At 58.1% G+C, this 23,359-nt stretch carries 18 protein-coding genes and 2 pseudogenes; 6 read left to right on the top strand and 14 right to left on the bottom strand.

Annotation, left to right across the window (positions count from 1 at the left end; all coding sequences use genetic code 11):
- Positions 1-11: 11 nt before the first annotated feature.
- Positions 12-979, top strand: a pseudogene (locus AV059_RS21025) (IS1595 family transposase).
- A gap of 407 nt (positions 980-1,386) precedes the next feature.
- The gene (locus AV059_RS22585) at positions 1,387-1,524 is read left to right on the top strand and encodes a hypothetical protein (protein ID WP_195156704.1); all 138 of its coding nucleotides are present in this window, start codon (positions 1,387-1,389) and stop codon (positions 1,522-1,524) included.
- 234 nt (positions 1,525-1,758) lie between these two features.
- Here the strand turns inward: AV059_RS22585 and AV059_RS21020 are convergent, their stop codons facing one another.
- From AV059_RS21020 to AV059_RS21715, 3 genes and pseudogenes are all read right to left on the bottom strand, one after another.
- On the bottom strand, positions 1,759-2,271 hold the full coding sequence (locus AV059_RS21020; RefSeq protein ID WP_014030740.1) for a hypothetical protein: 513 nt from the start codon (positions 2,269-2,271) through the stop codon (positions 1,759-1,761).
- A complete protein-coding gene (locus AV059_RS21015) occupies positions 2,258-2,950 on the bottom strand; it encodes a nucleotidyltransferase domain-containing protein (RefSeq protein ID WP_058997963.1) in 693 nt (230 codons plus the stop codon). Before AV059_RS21015 ends, AV059_RS21020 begins: the two co-directional genes overlap by 14 nt.
- Before the next feature lie 73 nt (positions 2,951-3,023).
- Positions 3,024-3,172: pseudogene (locus AV059_RS21715) on the bottom strand (AAA family ATPase); the annotation flags it as partial.
- A 345-nt stretch (positions 3,173-3,517) separates the two neighbouring features.
- Here AV059_RS21715 and AV059_RS21010 point away from each other — a divergent pair.
- From AV059_RS21010 to AV059_RS22200, 3 genes are all read left to right on the top strand, one after another.
- Positions 3,518-3,739 carry a hypothetical protein gene (locus tag AV059_RS21010; protein WP_058997961.1) on the top strand — a complete coding sequence of 74 codons (222 nt, stop codon included), beginning with the start codon at positions 3,518-3,520 and terminating at the stop codon, positions 3,737-3,739.
- 1,101 nt (positions 3,740-4,840) lie between these two features.
- Positions 4,841-5,992, top strand: coding sequence for an SOSS complex subunit B family protein (locus AV059_RS21005; RefSeq protein ID WP_058997959.1), 1,152 nt, complete (start codon positions 4,841-4,843; stop codon positions 5,990-5,992).
- A 636-nt stretch (positions 5,993-6,628) separates the two neighbouring features.
- Positions 6,629-6,781: a hypothetical protein gene (locus AV059_RS22200; RefSeq protein WP_154021066.1), complete on the top strand. Its 153-nt coding sequence runs from the start codon at positions 6,629-6,631 to the stop codon at positions 6,779-6,781.
- A 2-nt stretch (positions 6,782-6,783) separates the two neighbouring features.
- On the opposite strand, the gene AV059_RS21000 is transcribed toward AV059_RS22200, so the two are convergent.
- The 10 genes from AV059_RS21000 to AV059_RS20955 form a co-directional block, all read right to left on the bottom strand.
- Positions 6,784-7,095, bottom strand: a complete 312-nt coding sequence (locus AV059_RS21000; protein WP_058997958.1) for a hypothetical protein — start codon at positions 7,093-7,095, stop codon at positions 6,784-6,786.
- Positions 7,096-8,270: 1,175 nt separating this feature from the next.
- Complete coding sequence (locus AV059_RS20995) at positions 8,271-10,487, bottom strand: type IV secretory system conjugative DNA transfer family protein (RefSeq protein WP_058998032.1); 2,217 nt, start codon at positions 10,485-10,487, stop codon at positions 8,271-8,273.
- On the bottom strand, positions 10,484-11,239 hold the full coding sequence (locus tag AV059_RS20990; RefSeq protein WP_058997956.1) for a relaxase/mobilization nuclease domain-containing protein: 756 nt from the start codon (positions 11,237-11,239) through the stop codon (positions 10,484-10,486). The genes AV059_RS20995 and AV059_RS20990 overlap by 4 nt, the downstream gene beginning before the upstream one ends.
- On the bottom strand, positions 11,236-11,709 hold the full coding sequence (locus AV059_RS20985) for a hypothetical protein (protein ID WP_058997954.1): 474 nt from the start codon (positions 11,707-11,709) through the stop codon (positions 11,236-11,238). The genes AV059_RS20990 and AV059_RS20985 overlap by 4 nt, the downstream gene beginning before the upstream one ends.
- On the bottom strand, positions 11,706-12,083 hold the full coding sequence (locus tag AV059_RS20980) for a hypothetical protein (RefSeq protein WP_058997952.1): 378 nt from the start codon (positions 12,081-12,083) through the stop codon (positions 11,706-11,708). Before AV059_RS20980 ends, AV059_RS20985 begins: the two co-directional genes overlap by 4 nt.
- On the bottom strand, positions 12,076-15,342 hold the full coding sequence (locus tag AV059_RS20975; RefSeq protein ID WP_058997950.1) for a VirB4 family type IV secretion system protein: 3,267 nt from the start codon (positions 15,340-15,342) through the stop codon (positions 12,076-12,078). Before AV059_RS20975 ends, AV059_RS20980 begins: the two co-directional genes overlap by 8 nt.
- Positions 15,342-16,994 (bottom strand): hypothetical protein, encoded by a 1,653-nt coding sequence (locus tag AV059_RS20970; RefSeq protein ID WP_058997949.1) that lies wholly within the window; start codon positions 16,992-16,994, stop codon positions 15,342-15,344. The genes AV059_RS20975 and AV059_RS20970 overlap by 1 nt, the downstream gene beginning before the upstream one ends.
- A 2-nt stretch (positions 16,995-16,996) precedes the next feature.
- Positions 16,997-17,827, bottom strand: a complete 831-nt coding sequence (locus AV059_RS20965) for a hypothetical protein (protein WP_058997947.1) — start codon at positions 17,825-17,827, stop codon at positions 16,997-16,999.
- Complete coding sequence (locus tag AV059_RS20960; protein WP_058997945.1) at positions 17,824-19,893, bottom strand: hypothetical protein; 2,070 nt, start codon at positions 19,891-19,893, stop codon at positions 17,824-17,826. Before AV059_RS20960 ends, AV059_RS20965 begins: the two co-directional genes overlap by 4 nt.
- A gap of 7 nt (positions 19,894-19,900) precedes the next feature.
- Complete coding sequence (locus tag AV059_RS20955) at positions 19,901-20,356, bottom strand: pilin (RefSeq protein ID WP_058997942.1); 456 nt, start codon at positions 20,354-20,356, stop codon at positions 19,901-19,903.
- A gap of 1,046 nt (positions 20,357-21,402) precedes the next feature.
- Between AV059_RS20955 and AV059_RS20950 the strand changes: the two genes are divergently transcribed.
- The gene (locus AV059_RS20950) at positions 21,403-22,533 is read left to right on the top strand and encodes a hypothetical protein (RefSeq protein ID WP_058997941.1); all 1,131 of its coding nucleotides are present in this window, start codon (positions 21,403-21,405) and stop codon (positions 22,531-22,533) included.
- Between the two features lie 135 nt (positions 22,534-22,668).
- On the opposite strand, the gene AV059_RS23200 is transcribed toward AV059_RS20950, so the two are convergent.
- Positions 22,669-23,202: a hypothetical protein gene (locus AV059_RS23200; RefSeq protein ID WP_058997938.1), complete on the bottom strand. Its 534-nt coding sequence runs from the start codon at positions 23,200-23,202 to the stop codon at positions 22,669-22,671.
- Positions 23,203-23,359: the final 157 nt, after the last annotated feature.

The following is a 23,359-nucleotide window of genomic DNA, read 5'->3' as shown; positions in this document are numbered from 1 at the left end:
CAAAAACGGGTATGCATGAGGACCGTCCTGCCTTCGGCCAGAGGCTAGCGGAACTTTCGGAACTTGGGGTAATAGAATTTCGGCCCGAGCCGCTTGACGCCGTCGTCGAGCGGCGTCTCAAGACGACTTAGGAGGAACGATGTTGTTCAAACTGTGGCGCAGACAGTCTCCATGCTCTCAACGGCTCTGACCGTATCTGGTGTGGCCGCTGTGACTGGAAAACCACGTACACACGAGGCACACCTTTCTACGATTCGGAACTCACTCCCGGTGAGTTCCTCATCGCCTTCATCCTCTATGCTGATACGCTGCTCAGCATCACCCAAATCGCTGAGCTCCTCTCACCGTGTTACACGACTCTTCACGACCAGCTCAGAGAGTTTGAAACCGCGTTCTGTCGGGGATTTCCGACTGTCTGGGAGCGCATATCACAGACAGTCGATGGGCCAACACAGGTCGATGAAACACAGCAGGTGTGTTCGGCTTCAAAGGCCAAGACCCGCCGCGGGAGGGACTCGACCGCGGCGGGTCGCCCGAGGGCGGACGCACCCGCTGGACAGGGGATCAGGGAGACGAAATGACGCTCGTCGCGGCTTGCCGCGACGTGCTTCGCGTGGTCTCAGCCCAAGAGGGAAGCGACTACGAAGATGATCTCGGGCCAGTTATCGAGGAAGCAGACGACCTCTCCCAGCCGCTGGGAGAGGTCTGGACTGATGGATTGCCAGCATACCGAGGCATGGAGCACGATCACCGATACGTTGTCCACGACGACCGGTACGTCTCCGACGAAGGCGTCCACACAAACCAGGTGGAGTGTCTCTGGTCACTGCTCCAGCCGTGGTTGGCGAAGTTCCGCGGCCTGTCCAAGCAGGGCTTGGAGCAGGCCGCTCGGACCTACGGCTTCCTCCGGTCACTGAACCTTACTGGGGCACCGATCCACGGTCTCGTTGATTGCATCGCCGTCAATGTATTCCGCTAGTTCCGCCAGCCTACCGAAGAGCGCCTTCAGAAGTAAACCGTGACACAAACCACACCGTTAGAGTCGTTCGTCTCACCTCATTGAGTAACGAACGTGGTCGTCCTCCCGCTTACGGCGTATGAAGCGATATACTTCGACGACGGTGTCGACTATTTCGCAAACCTGATCGGCTAGTTCGACAATATGGATGATGTCTTCCATCCATATATAACGTACTGACAAATAATTCGAGCGAGAGAAGAGTTCGTAGAGCCCTAGCTGGTTGTTAGCTGTTCAGGATGCTGTGTGCTTCCGACTGATCGTAATCGTGTTCTTCCTGAAGATGCTCAAGGAAAGACTGAGGCCCCGTCGGCTGCGTACTCGCCCGTATTTTGTGTCCCCCCGAGAGGGTGAGAGGTTTCCCGAACATGAGTACCGAACAGCAGTCCGTCGACGAGCAGCCTTCAGGCACCGAAGCCGACGACCAACCAGACATTCGTACCCAGCACCGGCAGGCACAGGCCAGTGGCGAAGTTTTTCAGGGCCGTCCTCACGGTGAGCGATGATACCCTAGATTGTTACCGGTTCCAAACAGCGGCAGTGTGTGTCCAGAAGTCCTATCTCGATAGGGTGATCTACGATCCCATCACCTGGGGAAGAAACACAGTCACTCACTCTGTTCATGATGTACATCGGCCAGTATAGAGAGCTATCCATCGCCTCTACAGATAGGTAAGGCGAGTGCCTTGGGGATTTACCCCGAGGTTCTTTACCTGAATTGAGAGAATTCCTTTACGGATTCATTTTCGATCGTCGCAGCTGCACCGGGAGTGAGCGTCAGCAAACTCCACAAGATATTGGTGGATTTCTTCCGCCAAGTCGTGCATTGCCATGGCGAAGTCTCGACCGGGCCGGTCGATGTCATAGTAGAAGCGTGCCCGATGTTCCGAGCGGAAGGCTTCGATCCGACCAGCGACGTCCTCGTCGGAGAAGACGTTTCGCACTGCGATGTCGTCGAATACTTCCTCGTGTTTAATGTAATCTGCTGACTCCGCCGCCGTCATCTCTACAAGGTAGAACTGGAACGAGCGCTCGATGGCGTTGAACGACAGTTCGACGATGCTCACGTAGTTGTTCGTTCCCTGCCGAAGCTGCCGGCACGTCCCCAGCATGGCACAGGCCTTCCCGAGTTGGATGTCAGCGTCGTCGTCAGCCCGCTGCCAGGAGAGCGAGTCCTGTGCCGGCCCGGTTTGGTCATCCTCTAGCAACTGTTCGGCGTGTTCGAGTGCGGCGACGACTTCATTCAGACCCATTTCCAAACACCTCCTGTTTTATCGCGTCGAGTGCCGGCGACTCTCGGAGCGTCAGCCCTTCGGCAAGAATGTTGCCGATCCGGTCGTGGTTCGCGGCCGACTCGCTGGGTTCGACGACGATATGGGCCTCGTACCGATCGCCGTCAAATTCCTCGTCGGCGATCTCCTGTTCGATGGTGTGGGCCTCACGCTGTGCCTGCATTCGGTCGCCCTCGACAACGACGAACAGGTCGATGTCGCTCGTTCGATCAGCGCTCCCTCGTGCGACGCTGCCGAAGAGGACGACGCCGATTTCGTCGGTAACCCGTTCTTCGAGTCTACTCAGAATTGCTCTGACTGGTGCGTGATACGCTGCTTGTGGAATGGTCGTCACTGGATCATCGGCCTTGACAAGCATTGCTGAATCCATCTGAACAGCATTCGCCCGGCCAGATCGGTCGACGGTAATCACGCCAAGTGCTTCGAGCGTATCGACGGCGGCATTCACGCTACTCAGTCCTTTTCCCGTCACCCGGTGGAGCTCTCGATTCGTGAACCTTCGATCTGGGTTGTCGACGAGGATATGGAGGATATCAGCAGTTGCCCCATATCGGAAAGCGTCGGGCTCACCGAGCGGGATGGGGAGCCGAACGTAAGATCCCTCTTTCGGATTCTCACTTTGAACTGCGTCACCATTCATGGCTGGTCTAATGGTTCAAAGGGCCAAAAATCTTGATACTGAAGAGATACAGAGTTCTCGGAGCTGTCTCGACCTATTGCATCGGCGACGCAGCTGCCGAATCGACGAGCGAGTACTTTCGTCTCGACTCGTCCTCCACGCCTCGAGGAGGTTGTACTGCGCCATTTTGGAGAGGTACGTCCGGACGGTCCGTTTCGTCCGTGGGTCGTCTCGGTGGCGTGAGAGTCGAAGAGAATTGCGAGCCGGACCGGATGCTCCCGAAGGACAGCTTGGAGGCCGTCGAGATTAAGGGTGGTCTCAGTCGTGGTCGATCCGCGTATCTCACTACTCGAAACGCGCGATTGGAGACGAGAGGGACACGACTCCACTCGCGCTGGCAGTCGGTCCCTCTCAGCGTGGGGCAGACGGCCGGGCGAAACAGAGGTATACCTGATTACGGTGTCATGGAACAGTTCATAGGGTAGTTTGTTTCACCACTCTTGAGAGAGAACTACCCTATCAGTAAGTATGCGAGTGCCGCAGGTCGGTTGCAAACTCTATTTGTTTATGCTGGCGATTCGTATTAGTATGCTCTTCAGGACAGTATCGAGAATTGTGGCTCTGATAGCCGTGCCGATCATCCTTTGCTCTACAATCTTCATTCTATATGTCGGACTTGACGGTTCTATGCCGGCGATTTTCGGGTTCGAAAGGGGGTATGTTGCCGTAGCCGGATTGCAGGTCTTGGCGGCGATTGAAATGCTGGTAATCGGACTTAAGCCCAATCTGTTGTCACAGGGCACCGATTGAAAGACTACCTGAGTAGTGTGGGGAACGTTGTATGACTCCTTGGATACCTGGTGGATAGCAGCGTGGGGCTGGCAGGCCGGCTGAGAGCGCGAGAGACGAGTGTGTGTCGGCGTGGGACTGACGGCCGGGCAGGAACGGATGGTTGGCTGGTGTGACGTCTGACCGCCGGGCAGCCGCCGCTGGGCAGCACGCTCGCTCTTGCCGAAGCCGGTACGGAGGCCGAGGGCCGGCGGAGAGGGTACGGGTGGGATTCGTCTCGTGTGTGGCGAGCAGGGGATTCTGGCACTGCTGGCCCTAGAGTCGAGTCCTGTGGCACTTGTGACGGTGTCGAGGGAGGCGACGGTTCGGCTGGCGGTACTCGTCGAACTGCTGGTGACGGGACTACTGACACTGACGTCGGCGGCACGACTGACCTCGGGGGAACTACTGGCTTCGACGGCACTACTCCAAACAACATCACGACGACGAACTCGGTGTCGGATCAGCACACCTTGAAAGCCCCACGCCGCTGGCGGTCGCTCAGCGACATATCCGCGCAAACCGCACGCGGATAGGGGCCGCTGACGCGACTACAACAAGCGCCAGCGGCGTGCCCCTTTCAGTCCCACCCGACTGCTACGGCACAACACAGCAGTAATCGAACGCACGCGTCAGAGTCGCGCGCGATCCGGCTGAGGAACCCTCGCGGCCGGCGCTCCCTCGCCGGAACGAGGACGCTCCTTGCAGTCGCTGTGTTCCGGGCTGCTCACTTCGTTGCGCTGCCGGGCTTTCACCCATCCGGCACTCGCTTGGCCGCGCGGGATGCTGGCTCACCGCAACCGCACACGATGGGACCGCCCGCCGGGGTGTCAACCACCTACGGTCTTTATATACTATTCTCCCTCGAAACTCGAAACACAAGACGCCACTTAGAAACCACTCAGACACCCGAATATTGCACTTGAAACAATCAAAATGGTCCGTTACCTTTAAATAGTATCCACCCATGCCTTTACGTACGGAAAGACACGACGCACGCGGCGCTGGCAGGGCAGTTTCACGCCGCAGAAATCGGGTGTACTAGCACCCGACAAGTGTCTTTCCGTAAGGCAGTGAAAGACAATGTACGTTAGCAATTCCAGCGGTAAGAAAGCATCGGCAAGCAACCAGACAGTTTCCCTTTCGGCCCACGTCGAGGGTGGCCCCGAACAGCTTCTAGAGGCGGTCGCAGAGACGGAGAACGGCGACGAACTCGATTTCAGGATGAATCGGGGTAGCGATAGCCGTGGCAACTTCTACGCCCGACAGGAGGAGGCATACGACTACGACTGGACGCGCTCGACCGAGGTTGGTCCGGACCGGCGGTTTGGCGAAACGCTGGAACAGCAGGAAGAACGCCACGGGCGCGAAGCCGAACAAGCCCGACACTCCGAGGTCGCACGCGCCCACGTCGACGGTGCCGACCGCGAAGCCTCGGCTCGCCAGCTCACCAACGCCGAAACCGGACGGGCTGACGGGTTCCGCTCCCCGGCTGACCCCCGACAGTGGATGGACCGCGACACGCTGGCGCGAGTCAACCAGCAAGCCGCGACGCTGGCAGACAAGACCAGTCTGTCGCAGGCGGCGGCAAGCCGCCGACTTGCGGCCCTTGTGTCCGGGCAGATGGGCGACTGTAACAGCCTGTATGAGGCTTCCTTTACTGTCTTGGACGAGGCCCAGAACGACCTGCAAGTCCCCACGCCTATCGACGAGGTGAGTCCCTACGGCTACGAGTGTACGGTCGAGGGCGAAGTGACCCACATCATCGCGGAGCCAGACGCCCGCAATCAGTACCAAGTCCTCTACATCGAGGACGACGACGGCACGAGCGCGAAGGTCACGGTCTGGGGCAAGTCCATGCACGGCGGCGAGATGGTGCGCACGCTTCACGAGGGCGACAGAGTTCGGATTTCCGGGGGCAAGCCCGACGACTACAACGGTATCAAGACGGTGGCCGTCACGAGCGACACGCTCATGTGTGTCATCGAGCGCGGCGACGGTCCCGCGCCCACCGGACACGGGAGTAGTATGTTCGGCTCCTCGGGCGATAGTCGAACGGCGGCGTCGTGGGAGGCCGAGTCAGACACCCATCAGTGGGCCAACGAGCGGGATTCTGACCGCGCGGTCGCCGTGACGCTCGGCAAGGCCCGCTGTCCTGAACCCGAGTGTTCGGACCTGTTCGACACTGAGCATGGGGCCGCCACTCATCGCGGTATCGTCCACTCCGCAGACTAACGCCCGGTAGCGAGGGCGTCCCCCATCAAGCGGGGGGCTTCCTCGGGCGGTGCGACAGGTGCTCGCGCACGCGGCCTCGCCGCCGCCTCCGGCACACCGGGCGGCGGCGAGACAACCGCGCGCACGGACTGGCACGCCACCGCACCAGCGCGTCAACGTGGGTCAGTCTGGTGGGGGCTGTGAGAGAGCCGATGTCTTGGTGTGTGCGTGAGCGTGGGCCAGCCGGCCCGGGAGGAACTGAGGCTGGGTGGCTGGTGGGTCGCAACAGCGCGCGACGCCACCGACAGACTCCCGCTGGTCGTCTGTCGAGCCCTCGTTCGCTGTCGCTCACGAGGACGACGGAACGCTCCGCTCGGCGCTATCGCGCGCCTCGCGGCGGTCCATCGTGCCTGCAGTGGCGGGCGCGATCCCGGCCTGCCGCCGGGAGGTGGACGGGAACCGCATTCGTGGCTGGTTCGTCGAGATCCGGCGTCGGCGAGAGTGGCGCAGCGGTGTTAACCAACATTGGGCGGGTGAGATCGCGGGTATGTTGGTTAAGCGTCGGGGGAGCGCTTGGATACCGCTGCTCGCCGGCGTGGATTTTGTGCGGCCGCAGGCAGGTGGCGGCCCGAGAAGGGGTCCCAGGAGGTGAGAAATGTGGGAAACGTCCAATGTCCGCGGTGCGAGAAGGTGTTCAATACCTTCCTCGATGACGAGCGAATGCGCTTGGGGTCGTTCTATGATAGCGAGCGTGAGGAATCGTTCGACCGGCTGTGTGAGAAGTGCTACCGGTTCGTAATGGACAAATAGGGTTAGTCGCCCTTCTCATTTTTTCGTGGGACTGGATCACTGATTTCGTCGAGTTTCATTTCTAGGAGGAGTGATTCTTCATCTGTTTCTGTGTCTTTTTCCAGCAGGTATCCTTTGACGACTTCACGGTCGCTGTGGTACTGGATTACCGACCGGTGGCCGTACCGGGTCGTGGTCCCAGCTGGATACCAGTGCTTGGCACGAACTTTGAATGTCCCGTCTTCCCAAGTCCAGATCTTGACCGAGATCGGACGCTTAAGATTGTGCTGTGCGATTTCGACGACTTCGTCAACGACCGGGCCGATAGTAGTCATTGACGGAACGATTCGCTCGTTAGGTAGCCGCCGCTCTGGAGATGGATGTGTCTTTGACATGAAAATCGCTTCAATCGCTCTTTATCGGCATCGGTTAAATCGCTTGTGCAGGGACTAGACCGGCACCGATCATCGACGATCAATAGCGAAGTGAGTCTACCCCCTGACGTGTCGCGAGCGTGGGTCTGCCAGCAATGGCTGGGCTTAGTAGATGGCTGGTGGAGCGTCCCAGCGCGCGACGCCACTGACAGACTCGCGATGCTCGTCTGTCGTGTCCTCGTTCGCTGGTGCTCACTCGGACGACGGAGCGCTGCGCTCGGCGCGGTCGCGCGCCTCACGCCGGTCCAATCGTGCCTGCAGTGGCGGGCGCGATCCCCGGCGGGAATCGGACGGTTCCCCGGCTGAATACCATACTAAATTACGATATCAAAAAGATGCGAAAACAAGGCGTGTTGTACTTGTTGGGATTCGGATACAAAGCTCCGGACAAAGTGGTGTGGTCGCCGGCCGGTGACTGTCGGATTGTGCGCCACGAGGGGCCGAAGCAAGCGAGGGTCGAGCGTGGGTCTGCCAGCACTGGCTCAGTTCGAGTGTGGTCGTGATCGGCGTGGCCCTGGACGTCGGCGGCCGGCGACGTGCGTGGCACAGTGTAATCGTATGATGCTCGGTGGGACTGGCCTGCCGTGTGCAGTCCCGGTCGGACTCTGGAGAGTGAGTCGAGATATATCTGTTCCCCAATAGTTATAGCCGGAGGCTGAGTGGGCGGGTTTTACTCTATCTGAGTTCCGTCACTCGTTACCGGCGGTTATATTCTATTTCTTATGCATCGCTGTTTCCAGCGCCTGCCTCACGACTGAATCTCCAAAGGACAAGATAAAGAGTGTCTTACATCGGCGGTTTTCGGTGAATAATTCGACCGCCGTCTTGCGATTTAGGTTTGTGTCAGTCGGGGGTGGTGATTCACTGCCGGTGATTCAAACCGGGCGAAAACCGCCGCCGTCTTGCGATTTCAACGATATAATGGTAGCAATAAAGGTAAGTGTAGAAATTTGATAAAATGGGGGATAGACGTTCTTGCAATCCACTCTTACCAGCGGCGTAGAGAGAATTACAGTCACAGAACAGCACAAAAGCATTAGATATTCTATACAGGGGAACGAGTTCACAACGGCGGATTACATGAACTCAGATACGTCGCGCTCTTCCTCTTTTGACTCAGTTTCGTCCCGCTCTTCAGTCTTGTTCGAGTCTCCCTCTGCACCTGATTCAGTGGGTGATTCACCACCTTCCTGCTGGGCAGATTCCGTCCCCCCTAAGCTGGGATCTGGGTCCGGCTCAGAGAAGAGTCCTCCAGTGTTGTCGTCGGACTGCTGGTCGTGATCGCCACCGTCATACTCATCTTCTGAATCTGATAGGTCTGGGTGGTCTGTGTCCGGAGACGTGACGGCAGTGTTTGCTGTTGTCTGGTCGAGTGGGTCGGTCGACTCGTCGTCGCCCAACCCGTCTGTCGCGTCGGCGGTTGGCTCGACTTCGGGGTCACGATCCGGGCCACTGTCTCTGGACTCATCATCTTCGGTCTCACCAAGTGACCCATAGAGCACATCGTCGAGCCGAGCCCGGGTGAACGAGAACCAACTGTCGCTCTCGATGTCGGTGTCATCGTCAGTGGGTTCCGGCTCCGAACTGTCCGGCGACTCTGCGCCCTGCGCCGGGAGGCTATCGCGAACGTCAGCCAGTTCATAAGACTGCCCGTGGACCCACGTCGTTCGCGAGACGGCAACGCACTCACCGGGCTGGAAGTCTCGGAGCAGGCCGGACGTGACCGGCGTTTTGTCCTTCTCCTTGTACGTGTCCCGAGCCTGCGTTCGTGGATTTTCACCGCGCCCCTGGTGACTCATCGACACCATCTCCGACCGGTCGTACTGGCGGCTCTCGCCGAGTTCGTCGAGGATGAAGTCCGTCGACTCGCTGTCACCCGGCCCGAAGTAAACTCCCTGTGGACAGTTGCCGACAATCCCAGAGATTGTACTGTACGTGTCCTTGAGTTGGCCGATTGTCTGGACGCCGACTAGTGCCCGAGCCTTGTGTTTCCGGCCTCGTGCCGTCAGGTTCGTTACCTGAGTGAGCGCCGGCAGCGCATCAATCTCGTCGAGGATGTGGACCGTCGGATTCGAGGCGTTCATCGCATAGCGGATTGACCAGTCTACGAGCAGCTGGTACATCGGCCCGAGCGTTTCCAGTTCCGTCGGGTTCGAGTCAATGATGAGGACTCGGCCTTCCGGGTTCTCGATGTACTCTTGCAGGGAGAACTCCCCGTAGTCTCCGAAGTCGCCAGTGAAGACGGGATCGACGTTCTCCTTGATCGTCTGGTAGACGTTCTGTGCGCCTTTGCCCTTGTCAGGGTCGATATGACCCGAATCCAGCCGGTCGAACTCGTCCAGTGCCTTCTTGAGCGCGATGTGGCCCTCGTTGAGGAGTGAGACGATATCGGCGTGACAGAGCGCGTGACGGCGGTTGTTCTTTTGTGCGCTGAGATGCAGATACATCAGCATCTCCGCGAAGGTCTGTTTGGCGGGCCGATGGAATGGGTCGTGGCCGTCGGCTTCGCCGAAGATCGCGCCGGCGACCTCGCGGAAGTCCGACTCTGAATCGGCGTCCTTGAACAGATTCCAGACTACGTCGCTATCTTCGTGGCGGATGCGCTGAACGTCGAAGCCCAACTCCTCGTAGAATGCTTGAAAGTCCTCGCCGGTGTCGTGAGCGATGACTGCCGTGTTACTGTAGTACGGGAACTGGTAGGCCAGCAGCTTCATCATCGACGTCTTCCCGCTCCCAGTTTCCCCTACGACGGCTGTAGAGACATCCTGATCGAGCGTGAACGGCATCTCGGTCTCTTCGTGTTCGTGAGAGACTTCTTCGAGCGGGACGACGGACTCCCCGTCGTCGTGGTCCCACTGGTTCATCGCGAGCATTTCCGGCGAGGTCCGGCGGAGTAGTTCCCCGGAGAACACAACGCCAATTGAGATGGCATACAGGATCACCGTGGTCGAGTACGAGAGCATCGGCAGCGACAGGCCGGGCACAGTGAAGTCAGCGAACAGTGTCCCGACTGAGATAGCAGCCAGGACATGTGCGAACGGGAACAACAGCGCTGCGCTGGGAGTTTGGACAAGCACGTCGTAGAAGAACGCCGCGCTGATCAGTCCAAAGCCGAGGTAAATGTAGCGCCACGCCCAGAACCGCTTTGGGAGAACCTTGTCGCTGTCGACGATCATTGGCGGGAACAACAGCATGAACCCGGCCCAGACGAACCCGACGACGTTGTCGTACTTGAGGCTATTCGGGACTTCGCCGGAGCGTTGTCCTGGTGGTGCAGAGGAACTAGAACTCACTGCCACCACCCAACTTCGCGTTCGGGTTCCTGCTCGCGTTCAAGATCAACTTCGGGTTCGCGTTCAGTTGCCGCCTGTTCTTCGGCTCTCTCCGCAGCACGTTCTGAGAGTGGCTCAGTTTGGCGCTCATCGCTCGCTTTCTCAGCCGTAGGCTGTCCGACATCTTTCTGTTGACTCTTCTCAGTCGCCCGTTTGAGCGCTTTTTCTGCTTCGGGGTTCAGCGATAGTTCTGCCTCGTGGTACTGCTCCCGAGCTTCTTCATCCACGACCCGGCCAATGTCCTCCGGAGCATCGCGAGCGGCAGCCGTTGGGTCGCGTGTTCGAGCGGGTTCTTCAAACGCGGTCGCTGCTTGTTCGCGCATCTGCTGGATATCTTCCCGACCCATTTCTAATTCCGCACGCTCGCCAGTCGCCGCGATATGTGCATGGGGAAACTCTGTGTCTCGGTGAACACCATACACGCAGTCGGTTGTCGGCTGCTGTGTAAACTCACTGTTCATGAAGTCCCGAGTGTTGGCACGGACTTCTTCTGGCGAATATTGTCCCGTGGGGTCTGGCGAGACGATCATGTGCCGCTGGAATCCGAACTCACGGCTCTTGTCGACAAACCGATTCACCTCTGAGTCAGACAGTTCTCGCCCGGCGGGGTTTCGGAGGTCGACCGTCGCGCCGGCGTCCTGTTCGCGATCACGCTGAATGTAATCGACGAGGTTCCCTGCACCACCCTCCTGATAATCTGTTTTCAGCATCATGCACTCTCACCTGCCGATTCAGCAGCGGCCGAGGCATCTGACTCAGGGTTGCTTTCCTCGTCTGGTGTTTGCGATTCTATGTCTGGATCTCTCCCAACATGCTCGCCGGCAAATTTCAGCGCAAGCCGTCGCTGTTCAGCTGAATAGTCATCTTGAATCAGTTTCCAGATCGCGATGGTGTATGCCGTCCGGACTTTTTGGACGGTTTTTACCTCCTCCATTGTTCCAGACTCAAATTCTTCTAACAGCTCTGTCACTTCGCGTTTTGCCTCCTCCAGCAGAGCTTCGATTTTTGTGTTAGTGCTGTACCGCTGATACTGACTCTCTCCAGTCTCCCATTCAACGTAGTCCTCGATAACCTCGTGTCCATATTCGGAGGTGGATGTCCCCGCGGCGTCAGCCAACTGGTCAAACAATTTTTTGTTCTCTTCGGTCGTGTAAATCTGGAGTAGAGTGCGTCGCTCAGTCATTCCTGACCCTCCTTGTTTCGGATGGTTTCAACCTCTTCCTCTAGTTTATCTGTCGCTTCCTCCATCGCAGTAGCGCGCTTGTCTGCCGGGAACTCAGAGGCTATTAAATCCCACAGAGCGACCGAGTAGAACAGTTCCTGCTCCGTGTCAACGTTTGTTGCTTCCTCAACGTCTTCGACGACGGCATCAGCGATGTAGTCCAGTTCCGATCCAAGATTTAATTCCCCCGCACGCTGTTCCTGTAGTTCACGAGATATACGCTGTTCCGTAGCTTTCAGAATGTACTCTGAAACCCCTTCTCCCGTTTTGTTAGCCTGCTTCACGATCTCTTTTCGCTGCTCTGTACTCAGCCGAATTGTAACTTTGTCACTCATTTGAATTCTCCGTAGTGTCAAACTCCGTATCAGTCTCTGCCTCGATACCACCGTCAGCGACAACTGCTTCTGGCTGTGTCTGGTCAAGTGCTACAGACACCACGTCCACCAACTCGTCTTCGCTGAGTCCGTTAAGGACGTGTTCAGCCTTCTCCGGGGACAATCCACGAGTCGCTAGCTCTTGCTCGACTGCCTTCGAGCGTACGAACTCTTCGAAATCAGCAGCGCGGGAGTCAGCCTCGTGAGCAACAACGTCGAGCGCATCTTCTGCGTCAGCGTCGAGGTCAATGATCTGCTTCTCTTCCCACGACGTCTTGATCGTCAGCGGGTAATCGCCATGTTCGTCGACGCGAACCAGCGCTTGTGAGTAGCCCTGTCCGTCACCCAGTGACTCCTTGCCGGCTTCGGCGTGCTGGATGTAGGACTGCTGTTCATCCGTCAGTCCAGCGCTTGTTGCTGTCTCGTCGCCTAGCTCTGGCTCGCGGTGATGCACCTTGATCGGGCACATTCCCGCGATTTCCTCGGCTGCGCCCTTGTCCTCGAACTCCGAGAGCGTCTGGGACAGCATCACCAGTCGCAGTCCGGCGTGGCGCTGGTGGCGAGCAATCTGGTTCAGTGACTCCAGATTTGCGTCGTCGTTGAACAGGTAGTGAGCTTCGTCGATGATGATCTCGACCTTTTGCTGCATATTCTTGGCCTGCTGGTACAGCGTGCTCAGCAGCAGCTGCATGATGAACGACTGCTTACCGAGGCCACTACCAGAGCCTTCGACCTGCTGGAGATCCAGATAGACGGCCTTGCTGCTGTCGTCGATCAGCCGCAGGTCCGACTCTTTCGAGAGGTTGCCGAACGTACTCCCCGGGCGGAACGGATGCAGTGCAATCGAGAGTTCGTTTGCGTACTGCTGGATTTTCTGCTGGGAGGACTCCGTTGTCGCTCCGGGGAACATTCCCGGTTCTTCCTGGAGGCGGTCAACGACTTCGAGGAAGTCGCTCAGGTCCGGCGAGTTCTCCGGCGTATGTGTCGATGGGTCCGCTGGGTCGATATCCGATTCAGTGAATATCTTGTCGATCAGGAACGTGATGAGGCCGCTGTGCATCTCCAGATCGACATCGCGAGATTGGAGGAAGTTCTCGATCACTCCGTACACTTCGTCTTTCTTCGCTGAGACGGGCTGCATATCCGGGGACTGTTCGAGGACATGCGGCGGCGTCGGATGCATCTCACACGGGTTCAGCGGCGTCTCGCCGCTGATCGTGATTGTCTTTGCATCCAACATCTTCGCGCTGCCGTGCATATCCCCGACCGGGTCGATGTAGATCTGCTTGACGTCCGACCGCTTTTTCAGCATCCGCATCGCCCGAGCCTGCGTGCCGTGCGTCTTCCCGCCGCCGGGCATCCCAGTGACCAGCTCTGAGTGGCCGGTTTCCAGTTCCCACGGGTCGATCAACAGCGAGGAATCGTTGTGTCCGTGCAGTCCGTACTCGATGCCGTCCTCCATTCGGAGGTAGTTCGACGAGAACGGGAACAGCGATCCGAGCGCTTCCCCGGTCATTGAGGAGAGTCGGTTCTGCCCGAGTTCGTTGGCCCCGATCGGCGAGACAGTCACCAGTCCTGCTTCCTGCCGGCGGGTCGTTCGCTTGACCCCGCAGTTAGAGGGCGAGTCTCGCAGCAGCGTTTCGAGCCGGTTCGTTTGCTTCCGGAGGTCTTCTTCGGTCTCCGCAGTCAGCCGGATGAACGCCCCGACACGGAACAGCGACGTGTGGTTCCGCCGGACCATCTGCCGGATGTACTTTGCCTGGTTGACCTCCTGTTCGATATCCTCCGCTTCCAACTCTCCTTTGTCGTTTTGCAGCATCTTCAGCGAGGAGATCCACTCTTTCATGACCGACACTGCTGTATCAGCGTCGTATGGGTCGATGTGGATTGAGACGTCGACGGCAAGGTCCGTATCCAGCAGTAGTTGCTCTAGCATTCCACTCGTCGGATGCTCGGGATACGTCTCGATCCAGAAGCAACGTGCGTGCGTCTCTTGGTCGATGAGAGCGTGGTCGGCTTCCCATTCGATATCCGTCGGCGCGACCAGTGACCGATGGTTCTCTCCCGGTCTATGCAACTGGGAGACGAAGTCGGTCTCGTCGACCTCGTAGTCGGTCCCACCGACGTCGTCGGTGTCCATGCCCTCCGCAGCGTCGTGGGCTGCGGCACCCTCGCCGTGCTTGATGAGTTCCCGTGCCGAGTACGTCACCGGAGAGACGGAGGCCGCCTCTTCGTACTCCCGCTCGGACCGCGTTTCACAAGCCCAGTAGTCCTCGGTCAAGTGCGCCAGCTCATGCGGGCTGACCGACCGACTGCGACACCGGAACATATTGTTGACTGCTCTGTCGACGGTTTCGAGCCGGTCGTGGAGCTTCTTGGCCTTGAATTCCTCTCGCTCGGCGTCAGTGAGCGTGTCACTGTCGAACCGAGTGAACAGCCGCCCAATAACCGGTATCCCGGTCAGGTAATCCGCGATGGAGTCGCTGTTCATCTGGAGGTCGTGAATGTCGTCGTCAGTCACCCAAACGACGATGTAGTACTTGCGCTGGAGTTCGGTCTCAGTTTCAACGTTGCCGCTGTCGTCGGTGTAGCGGTTGACGAACTCCATGAGGACGCCCCGGAAGATCGAATGGCTCTCCGCGTCGGGGTCGTCGAGTCGGTCGACGTGTGCCTGTATGTGGGACTCGTTGTCGACTTCGGCTGTCGTGACGTGGAGTTTCGCCCGGCCAGTCAGTGACTCGGACAAGCGTGTGAGCGACTTGACGGCTTTGTCCCATTTCTCGTCATCTTGCAGCGACATATTGGCGGGCTCGACCTCGACCGCACCGACGTACGCTCCGTCGACGCGCTCAATGCCGTGGGGCATAACCCGCTCTAGTCGGGTGACCTGCCGAGTGTCCTGATTGCCCTGGCCGTGAGTGTACTGACGCTTTTTGACGAGCCAGAACAGTTTGACCCGCAGCCACTCAGTCAGGCGATAGTGATCTGGCCGGACTTTGTGCAGGATGTAGAGGAAGACTTCCACGACCGCTGTGAGAGCCAACGTGGGGAAGAACAGCGCCGCCGGCACGAATGGCATTCCCATCGCGACGAGGAAGCCAAACGGCGGGATGAGGAACAGGATGAGTTCCCCCAGCGTGTAGTCGCCCCAGAAGTTGGTCGAATCACCGAGCGATTCGTGGATGATGTTCGTGTTGTACTCTTCTTCTGAGTCGGCCATTAGTCGTCATCCTCCTTATGCGGCAGGCCGTCGCGGTACACATCCGGCCCTAATACATCGTCATCAGTCGCAAACACGTCCTGCAGCGAGTCATACGACTCCGACTCATCGGAGTCAGTGGTCTCAGTATCGTTCTCGTCGAAGTCGTCGTCGGAGAACGGCGGGTCAACCTCAGACTCGAACACTCTGGTATCGCCGGAGTTGATCTGCGTCTGGCGCTCCATCTTGGTTTGTTGCTCCATCTTCGTCTGGCGTTCGCTAACCGGGGTGTCGTCGCTCTCAGAGTCGCCGGACGAGCCAGACGAGCCGGACGAACCACCGTTGGTGAACCTGCTGTTGAGGGGACTTCCACCGGACCCGCTCCCGCCGCCAGAGGGTGGTGAGCCACCAGACCCGCTGCTGCCACTGCCGCCACCAGAGGGCGGAGCGGAACCGCCTGCACCGCCTGAGCCACCGCCGCCGGAACCACTGTTGCCGCCACCTCCGGAGCCGGTGAGGCCGCTGCTGGAACCGCTCTTCATGCCGGCGGGGTTAGCAGCCATCTGGCGGTGGACCATTTGGGCACCCGTAGCAGCACTGCCGACACGCCCTTTTGCAGCGCTTGAGGCAGCTCGAATCGTGCCACCCGTCGCCATTGCTGCGCCGGGGCCACCGACCGCGCCAGCGCCGGCTGTCGCCGCTGCACCACCAGCCGCCGCACCGATCTTGAGTGGCTTTTTCCCACCAGCAAGGGCCTGTTCGCTGACTTGGATTGCCACGCGGCTACTCCGCTGGATGAGGACCTTCTGAGACTTTGCCGCCAAGTACAGCGTCACGAGGCTGATAAACAGGGACAGCTCAGAAGCCAGTCCCCAGTTTGTCGCTTCAAAGCTCATGCGTATCAGGATTGCAGGCGGGATACCCGCAGCGAGGACTCCGGGGTACGCGCCGGCGACCTGTTTCGCCAGTCCCGAGAAGCGGTTCAGCGGCCAGACTTCCACTGCCCAGAACGTCGCAACCAGCGGCATCGACAGGGTCAGCAGGAAGACCAGCAGCCATCTGGTGATAAAGATGAACGCCGCCTTGAGGTAAACGTACAGTCCAACGATCATCAGAACGACGAAGATCCCAAGGCTGAGATCCGCAATCTGCTGGGCTGAACTGATTAGTGCAACCGCCTCTGCCTCCGTGTGTCCAGAAGCGTAGAGCTGACGACCGATAGCGTCGAAGAACTGGGTTCCGAGTGAGGCTACTGGAAGCCAGAAGAACAGCGAAAGGAAGGCGACTCCGAGTCGGCGTAGAAGCTTCTTCCGAATGACTGGGTTCATCGACCCGTATCTAAGCCCGATCATCGCCAGAACAGAAAACTGGATACCGAGCGCTAACCCAACGATTGCATCGAAGTATATATTCGAGATTAACGCGTCCCACGGAGCGTTAGTCGCAGACTCAAATGCAATGTCGACGGGGGCTGCTGAATTCGGCCCTTCCGGAGAAGGTGTGCCTACCATCGGGTCAATAAGCCACTCAAAGAACCCCTCGAAGTAATCGACGACATCCGTTCTGAGTTCATCAAGGAAACCACTCATACCGGCTGTAATTGCCGACGAGAGTTCTCCAATCACCCTCTCGACAATCTCTTCAAGGATTTCATCACCAATGCCAGACTGCATTGCTATGTCTCCGTCTCCGTTGATTTCTCGGTAATTTCTTCAGGAGTACCAGCTAGCGACTTTTTACATCCTTTTGAGTTATCGTAGCTGATCGTTTGAGTGAGTATAACTGGATTACTCCAAAGGAATTCCACAGTTAATTTTTCAGCCCTCTCAGTTGTCTCTTCAACTTTTGCACAATTGGCAACTCGATCATTAAGCAGGAATTTGAATTCGACAATACCGGTTTCGTCAGGCTTTATCGGAGCGAACGGATCGCTGTCTCTGTTTTCCCCATTGACAATCGTCCGAACCGCTGCGCCAGTTCGCTGTCCCACATTCCGAAGAACCACTCCCAAGCTGTCGTCACCAACCTCTTCATATTCGGACCCGGGGACGACTTCCTCAAGTTCAAACGTGGTGCCAAGTTCGAGTGGGAGTTTAGTTTCGACGTCGTCACCACGGAGATAGAGCGTGTGCTGGCCCCGAGGCAGCGGTTCATTCGAGTCCTCTCCCTCTGTTAGCGAAAGGCGTGTCCGGGTTTCACCGGGGCTGAAATAGTCGCTGACGAACTCTCGACCGGACTCTGTGATGATGCTGACCGATGAGGGCTCGATCTCATCAGTCACAGCCACTTCCAGAGCCAATTGGCGGCCGTTCTTGACAATCTCAATCGACGTCTCTTCGATGTAGTCGGACTGCTCGTCTGGCGGGTCGGCGCTTCTACCGTCTCCGTCACTACTATCAGACAGCCCGCCACTGCATCCTGCAAGCGCGGCAAGACTCCCGCTAAGGAGTCCAAGCACTGTTCTGCGGTCGATACTGCTGTTTCGTGGTATATCTTGCTTTGTCATGGATTATACCAACCAACAAATTTGCCTCTCGTCCAGACGTCGTAGCCATACAGCGCCAGCACAGCCGGCAACACCGTCAGGAGCGTCACCACAGCGAGGTCGATGAACTCCGCAAGGTCCGGGAGATCGAGTTCATACGCGACCCGCTCTTGGGTGTCTCGCACTGGGACAGCACGCCCTTGCTCCCACCAGATCTGAGCCGGGCGATACGTGACTATCGCTGAGGAGACTTCGCCCTGGTCGACGGTGACCGTAATCTCATCATCACCAGACAGTGACTGTTTGACCCGGGACTGCCCCGTTGCGACGGTAACGTTCCCTGCCGCAATCGGGAAGCCAGCCGTCGGTTCGACCCGGACCAGCAGGTCCGTCGAGTTGTCAGTCGAGTTGACGACCTCGGAGGTGATGTTGACTTCCCGGATTGGCGTCGGGTTCGTCGAGTCCGCTGGCTGTTCGATACTGTTCCCGCGGACGAGTCCGTTGATCTCGAAGTTCTCCGTCCGGAGTTGTTCCGCACTCCGAATCGTGAACCGATCTGCCGTCGTGAACGTCTCCGAACGGTTGATCCGAATCTCCGGCGGGAGCGTCGTCCTGTTGATCGCGGTAGCGGTCGTGTTCCCCGTCGTGTTTGCAGTCGCATTCACCGGATACGTCGCTTCGAGCGATGGGACGAACCGCCAGCCGTCGGCACTCTCGTTTTGGACGCGGTTGACCGTGACTGCCGGGCCTTCCGTCGTTCGGACAGCGTGGGTTTCGAGCGGTCGTACTGGCGTCGTCGTGTTCTCCGACCAGTTTTCCCACCCAGGCGGTGAGCGAGTATAGAACCGCCACTTGCTCTGGACTTCGTATCCGCCATCGAACTGGACGCTCTGCCAGCTGCCGGGGATCACAGTCCCGATGCGATAGTCGTCGGTCGTGGCCCCTCTGCCGTTGGGGACGACGCCGGGTTCGACGACCATCTCCCGCTCGGAGAGATTTTCCACCCGGACCGTCCGTGAGTCTGTGACCGTCAGTTCGTACTCGTCAATCTCGTCATCGCCAATCTCCGAGATATTCGTCGAGATCGTGGTGACCAACTGGAGTTCCGTGGTCCCGTTGATCCCGGTGTAGTTGAGCGTGGGCTGGGCGGCAGTGCTGTTGTCCATCGCAGTGCCGTTGGCGTACAGCGTCGTGTTCGTCGACGTGTTCAGGACGCGGAAGTCATCCTCGAAGAACTCCGAGATGTACACCCGATAGTCGTGGATGGCACGCACGGTTCCGTTCGGACGGACCAGCCGTTCCGTGCTTCCCTCTTGATGGACGACCGTCGACGGCTCTACGCTGAAGAACGCGACGTAGGCGTCACGAATCCAGAGTCCAGAGCGAGTGTCCGTGACGTTCACTGGATACGAGGCGTTCTCGATGCCAGTCCGGAACGAGTCGTGTTCGGGCCGGTTCCACAGCGTTGTGTTCGATGGCTCGCGAGACACCATATCTCCCGTGCAAGAGGGGAGGACGGCCAGCGTGCCGTTCTCAGCCTCGGCCCGGTCAGCCCGTGTGAGATTCGGATGGTCAGGGTCGCCGGACCACAGCGCACGGAAGAACGTGTGGTTGTGGTTGTAGGACCGGTTCGGGGGCACAACGCCTGCTGTCGCGTTGTCCCCGACAGAGGCATTGGCCGGCGGGTCCGAGGCGTTCTCGTAGCACGAGACTTTCGCGCTGAGGTTCTGCCTTGCTCCGAGTTCGACGGACCTGTTCACATCTGTCTGGTTCGCCGCTGGTCCCCGGTCGATGGACTCGTTGCCTTCGGTTCCGTTGGCTGTTGTCCCGTTGCCTACTGGGTCTTGGACGCTGGATTCGTTGTTGTCAGTGTCGTTTGCTTCCGTTCCCTCGCCGCTGGAGCCATTCGGTGCGGTGGCGTTTTGTTGGAGTACCCCCGTGCCACCGTGACTCGCGTCAGTGAGGGATTGTGCCGTCCCCCGCTCAATCTGAGCTGGGTTGCCACCAGCGGATGCCGGCCCCGCAGCTGCGGCTGTCGAGAGCAGCGAGCAAAGGGCCGCGATCATCAGCAGTGAGCGGAGTCCCATCGTGTGCTTAGAATGGGGTCACGCAGTCCGAGAAGCCGAAGCCGACGTTGTCCCCGAACTTCGTGATGAGTTCTGGAGCCACGATTGCCAGCACGACGACGCCGAGGCCGACCAGCGAGAGGATGAGGTCCCGGCGAGCCTCGTTTTGCTGGTTCGGGTTGCCAGAAGCCCGCATATACGACAGGCCACTGCGACCGACGAACACCATCGTTGCTGGCAGGCCAAGACCAGCCAGCGCGCCAAAGACGACGTTGACGCCATCCTCGACAGCAGTGTCACAGTAGATGTTCCCGACGTCGGTCTGGCCCATCGCCGAGCCAGCAAACAGCGTGAGGACCAGCAGTAACTGCGTTGTCTGTCGCACGCCGGGCGTGAGCCACGCGTCAGCGAATCGCCGCTTTGCGTGCGTGTAGAGTGTTGGTTGTGTGGTCGATGCGTTCGATGCGTTGGTTTGAGTTGACATGGATGTCTCTGTTTTTGCGGTCTTGCTTGTCCACCGATTCCCCACCGGTAATCCGCTACGGATTCTATGTTGGTTTTCTTATACTATTGTTGAATTCTGTCTTGAATACGCCAGCAAATTATGACAGTGGGATTAACTAAAATCTTGTCTATCAACTTAACCTTGATCCTCTATAATACTTAGTATTATAGAGGATACTACGGACCCGTTCTGTTGCTTGATTTTTAATGTAGCACCGAGGGTGAAATCAGACCTCATATTCGGTGTCTTATCACTTATCTTATGCAGTACAAATCTAGACAATATAGACTATATAGTTGGTAAGTAAATCGAAAGTAGTACCACTTTGCTGACATGATAAGGTATATACGTCTAGTCTAGAAATTTATGTTTAAGACAAGACCTGCACCGCTGACAGCCGCAACGGACACAGGCATCCCTCAACCGGATGGGGTCAACGGATGTCTGACGCTCCTAGCGGTTTTAAGTCACCGGATGTGCAAGTCGCAGGACAGAGAAGACACTACGAGAAAGCAACTTGCCTGAGAACGGACCGGCGTTCCCAGCTCGAACCCGTTGGCGCGGGAATCGCTGGGAACGACCTCGTGTCTGTACCGGTTCCTTCTCGGCAGAATGGCTTAAGCGTTACCCACCAGCAACAGGTATCCCCAGCCATATCTGCCGCCGTCGAGAGGCGGAGGGTGCTCACTAACCAGGATGGATATGAAGCACCACGAACGAGAGCGTAGCCAGAGAGGCATACAGTCAGAACCGTTCACGAACGACCGCCGCACGCAGAATTTTATTTTTTTGCTGCGCGGCAGAATGGAGTGTCCCCCGGGGGTCCCCTGGACCCCCGAAGGCGGCCGTCAGGCCGTCTACCCGCACTGCGGTCCGTCGCAAGACGCAACCGCAGGCGGGGTGGGGGTGCGCACCCCCACCCCACCCACACACCAAGAAGGTGTGTGTGGTGTGGGTGTGAACCCCCCCGCACACACCAAGATGGTGTGTGGGTGCGGGTCCGCCCTTCGGGAGGTGGAGTCCTGATGCGGGACACCTCGAAACTAGACTGGATGGTTCCCGTAGATGAGTGGGACCAGTTCCGTCGCCACGTTGAATCCCAATTCGGGGTTGCTGATGGCTATCTGGGCCGTGAAGCCGAACTCGCGATGAAGCAATACATCGACGCGGACGGCTACGCTCGCGTTGAAACGCTCGTTGACCGACTCGTCTCAGCCGCCGGCCGCTCTCCGGACCACGCCAGCGAAAAAATAAAATCTGATCTGGCGTCCCAGGAACCGACCCGCATCGGCATCCGCGTCGGGACGATACTCAAAGAGGAGTTTTGTGCATACGTCGACGAACACACGGACTACAACTACGGCGTCGCCCTCGCACGCGCACTGAACGTGTATCGCGATGGCGGGCGATCTCGCCGCGTGGAAGACAAACTCGACCGCGTCGTCGACGACGCCGAATCTATGCTGGGCGAACTCAACAACGACTCTGACGATAGTCTCAGCAGCGTCCAGCGCAAGACCATCGCCATCTGCCACGATGTCGGCGAGTCGTTCACCGATGCGGTCCTGAACGAGAGCATCCACAACATCGCCGCCGAGGGACCGAAAGCATCTGACCCAACGCTGGAGAAGTACCGTGACCTCGTGATCGACCGCCTCGACTACGAACGCCACCCGAACAACGAGGAGCTGTGGATCTCTCGCGATCAGGCCGAGGAGATCGCCCCCGACGAAACGCCCGCTGAGTGCCGCCGCTCGGTTGACCTACTGGATACTGACGAGATGAAGCGCCGTCTCATCTACACCGTTGGACGTCGGGCACTGGCGACGTCCTCAAAGGACGTGACGCTCCCTGAGCGAGAACTACGTCAGGAGGTGTTCGACGACGAGATTTCGAGACCAACGATGCATGAAGTGATGCAAGCAGCTGCTGAGCACTTCGGAATCGGGACCGGCAAACCAGACAGACAACAGGTGCTGCGCCTGAATCTGACCGAACTCGAAATCGACCATCCGGACATGGCTCGGACGATTCGACACTTCGCGAACGCCGACGGCGACTCGAAGCTTGCTGACAGCGGCGAGACGACGCTGGGCTCCTATGGTGGCGGCCAGCAGCCGTCGGCACTGACTGATGGAGGGACTGTCGCTGACTGACTCCCCACACTGAACCGCTCTCAGCACGCCCGCGGGCACGCCATTGTGCCGGCTGTTAGCTTCAGCTATGCCGTTCGACGGCTACCGGGAGATGAAAGCTTCTGACAACACCGTCAGATAGCTCGTCAAAGTACCTCAAGTCGTTCGAAGGTAGTCGGTGCGTGGCTCATACACCTCTCCCTTCTGCTTGAGCTTGTCAATCTCGTGTTTGGCTTCCGACTTATCCATTCCAATCCTTCTGGCATCTCGAATCACCTGCTGGACCGGTGCTCCTGCATCGAATCGATCCTCTATATCTGCAATTATCCCCTTAACGTTCTGAATCCGCTCACGCTGAGATGACTCTTCTCCAACGATATCGTCTCCAATAATGAACTGCTGTGGATGGGGCGAACCGACACCGACATCATCGCCGACAACGTCACTGACGGTCTCCATTGTTGCATCGTCATACAGGCTAACTACCAACCGCGCACCTTCCCTGTCTGCTTCTGCATCAACATTGACCTTTACTGAATCTGGCAACTCTTCCGCGAGTGTAGCTTCCAGCTCTTCCTCAGCCTGATAACTCAGTTCTTTAGCTCGGCGCTCGTGCTCAGAGCTGGTCTGCAGGTGGTCGGCGGCCTCTTCGACAAGCTCAACAGCAGAATGGGAATCGTCGTCCGACATATTCGCATAAAAATCCGCTTAGAACTTGATAATTTGCAAACCGAAGTTACCAGCTCCCAGTAATTAAGTCTATCAACCGGACACGCTCTTCAGTAAACTGGCGGAACCAGGAGCATTAGCGCGATAATCACGACCATTTTGCACTAAAATCCCCCAA

It is taken from the genome of Haloarcula sp. CBA1127 (assembly GCF_001485575.1).
Taxonomy (GTDB): domain Archaea; phylum Halobacteriota; class Halobacteria; order Halobacteriales; family Haloarculaceae; genus Haloarcula.
This window is presented reverse-complemented; position numbering and strand designations above follow the sequence as displayed.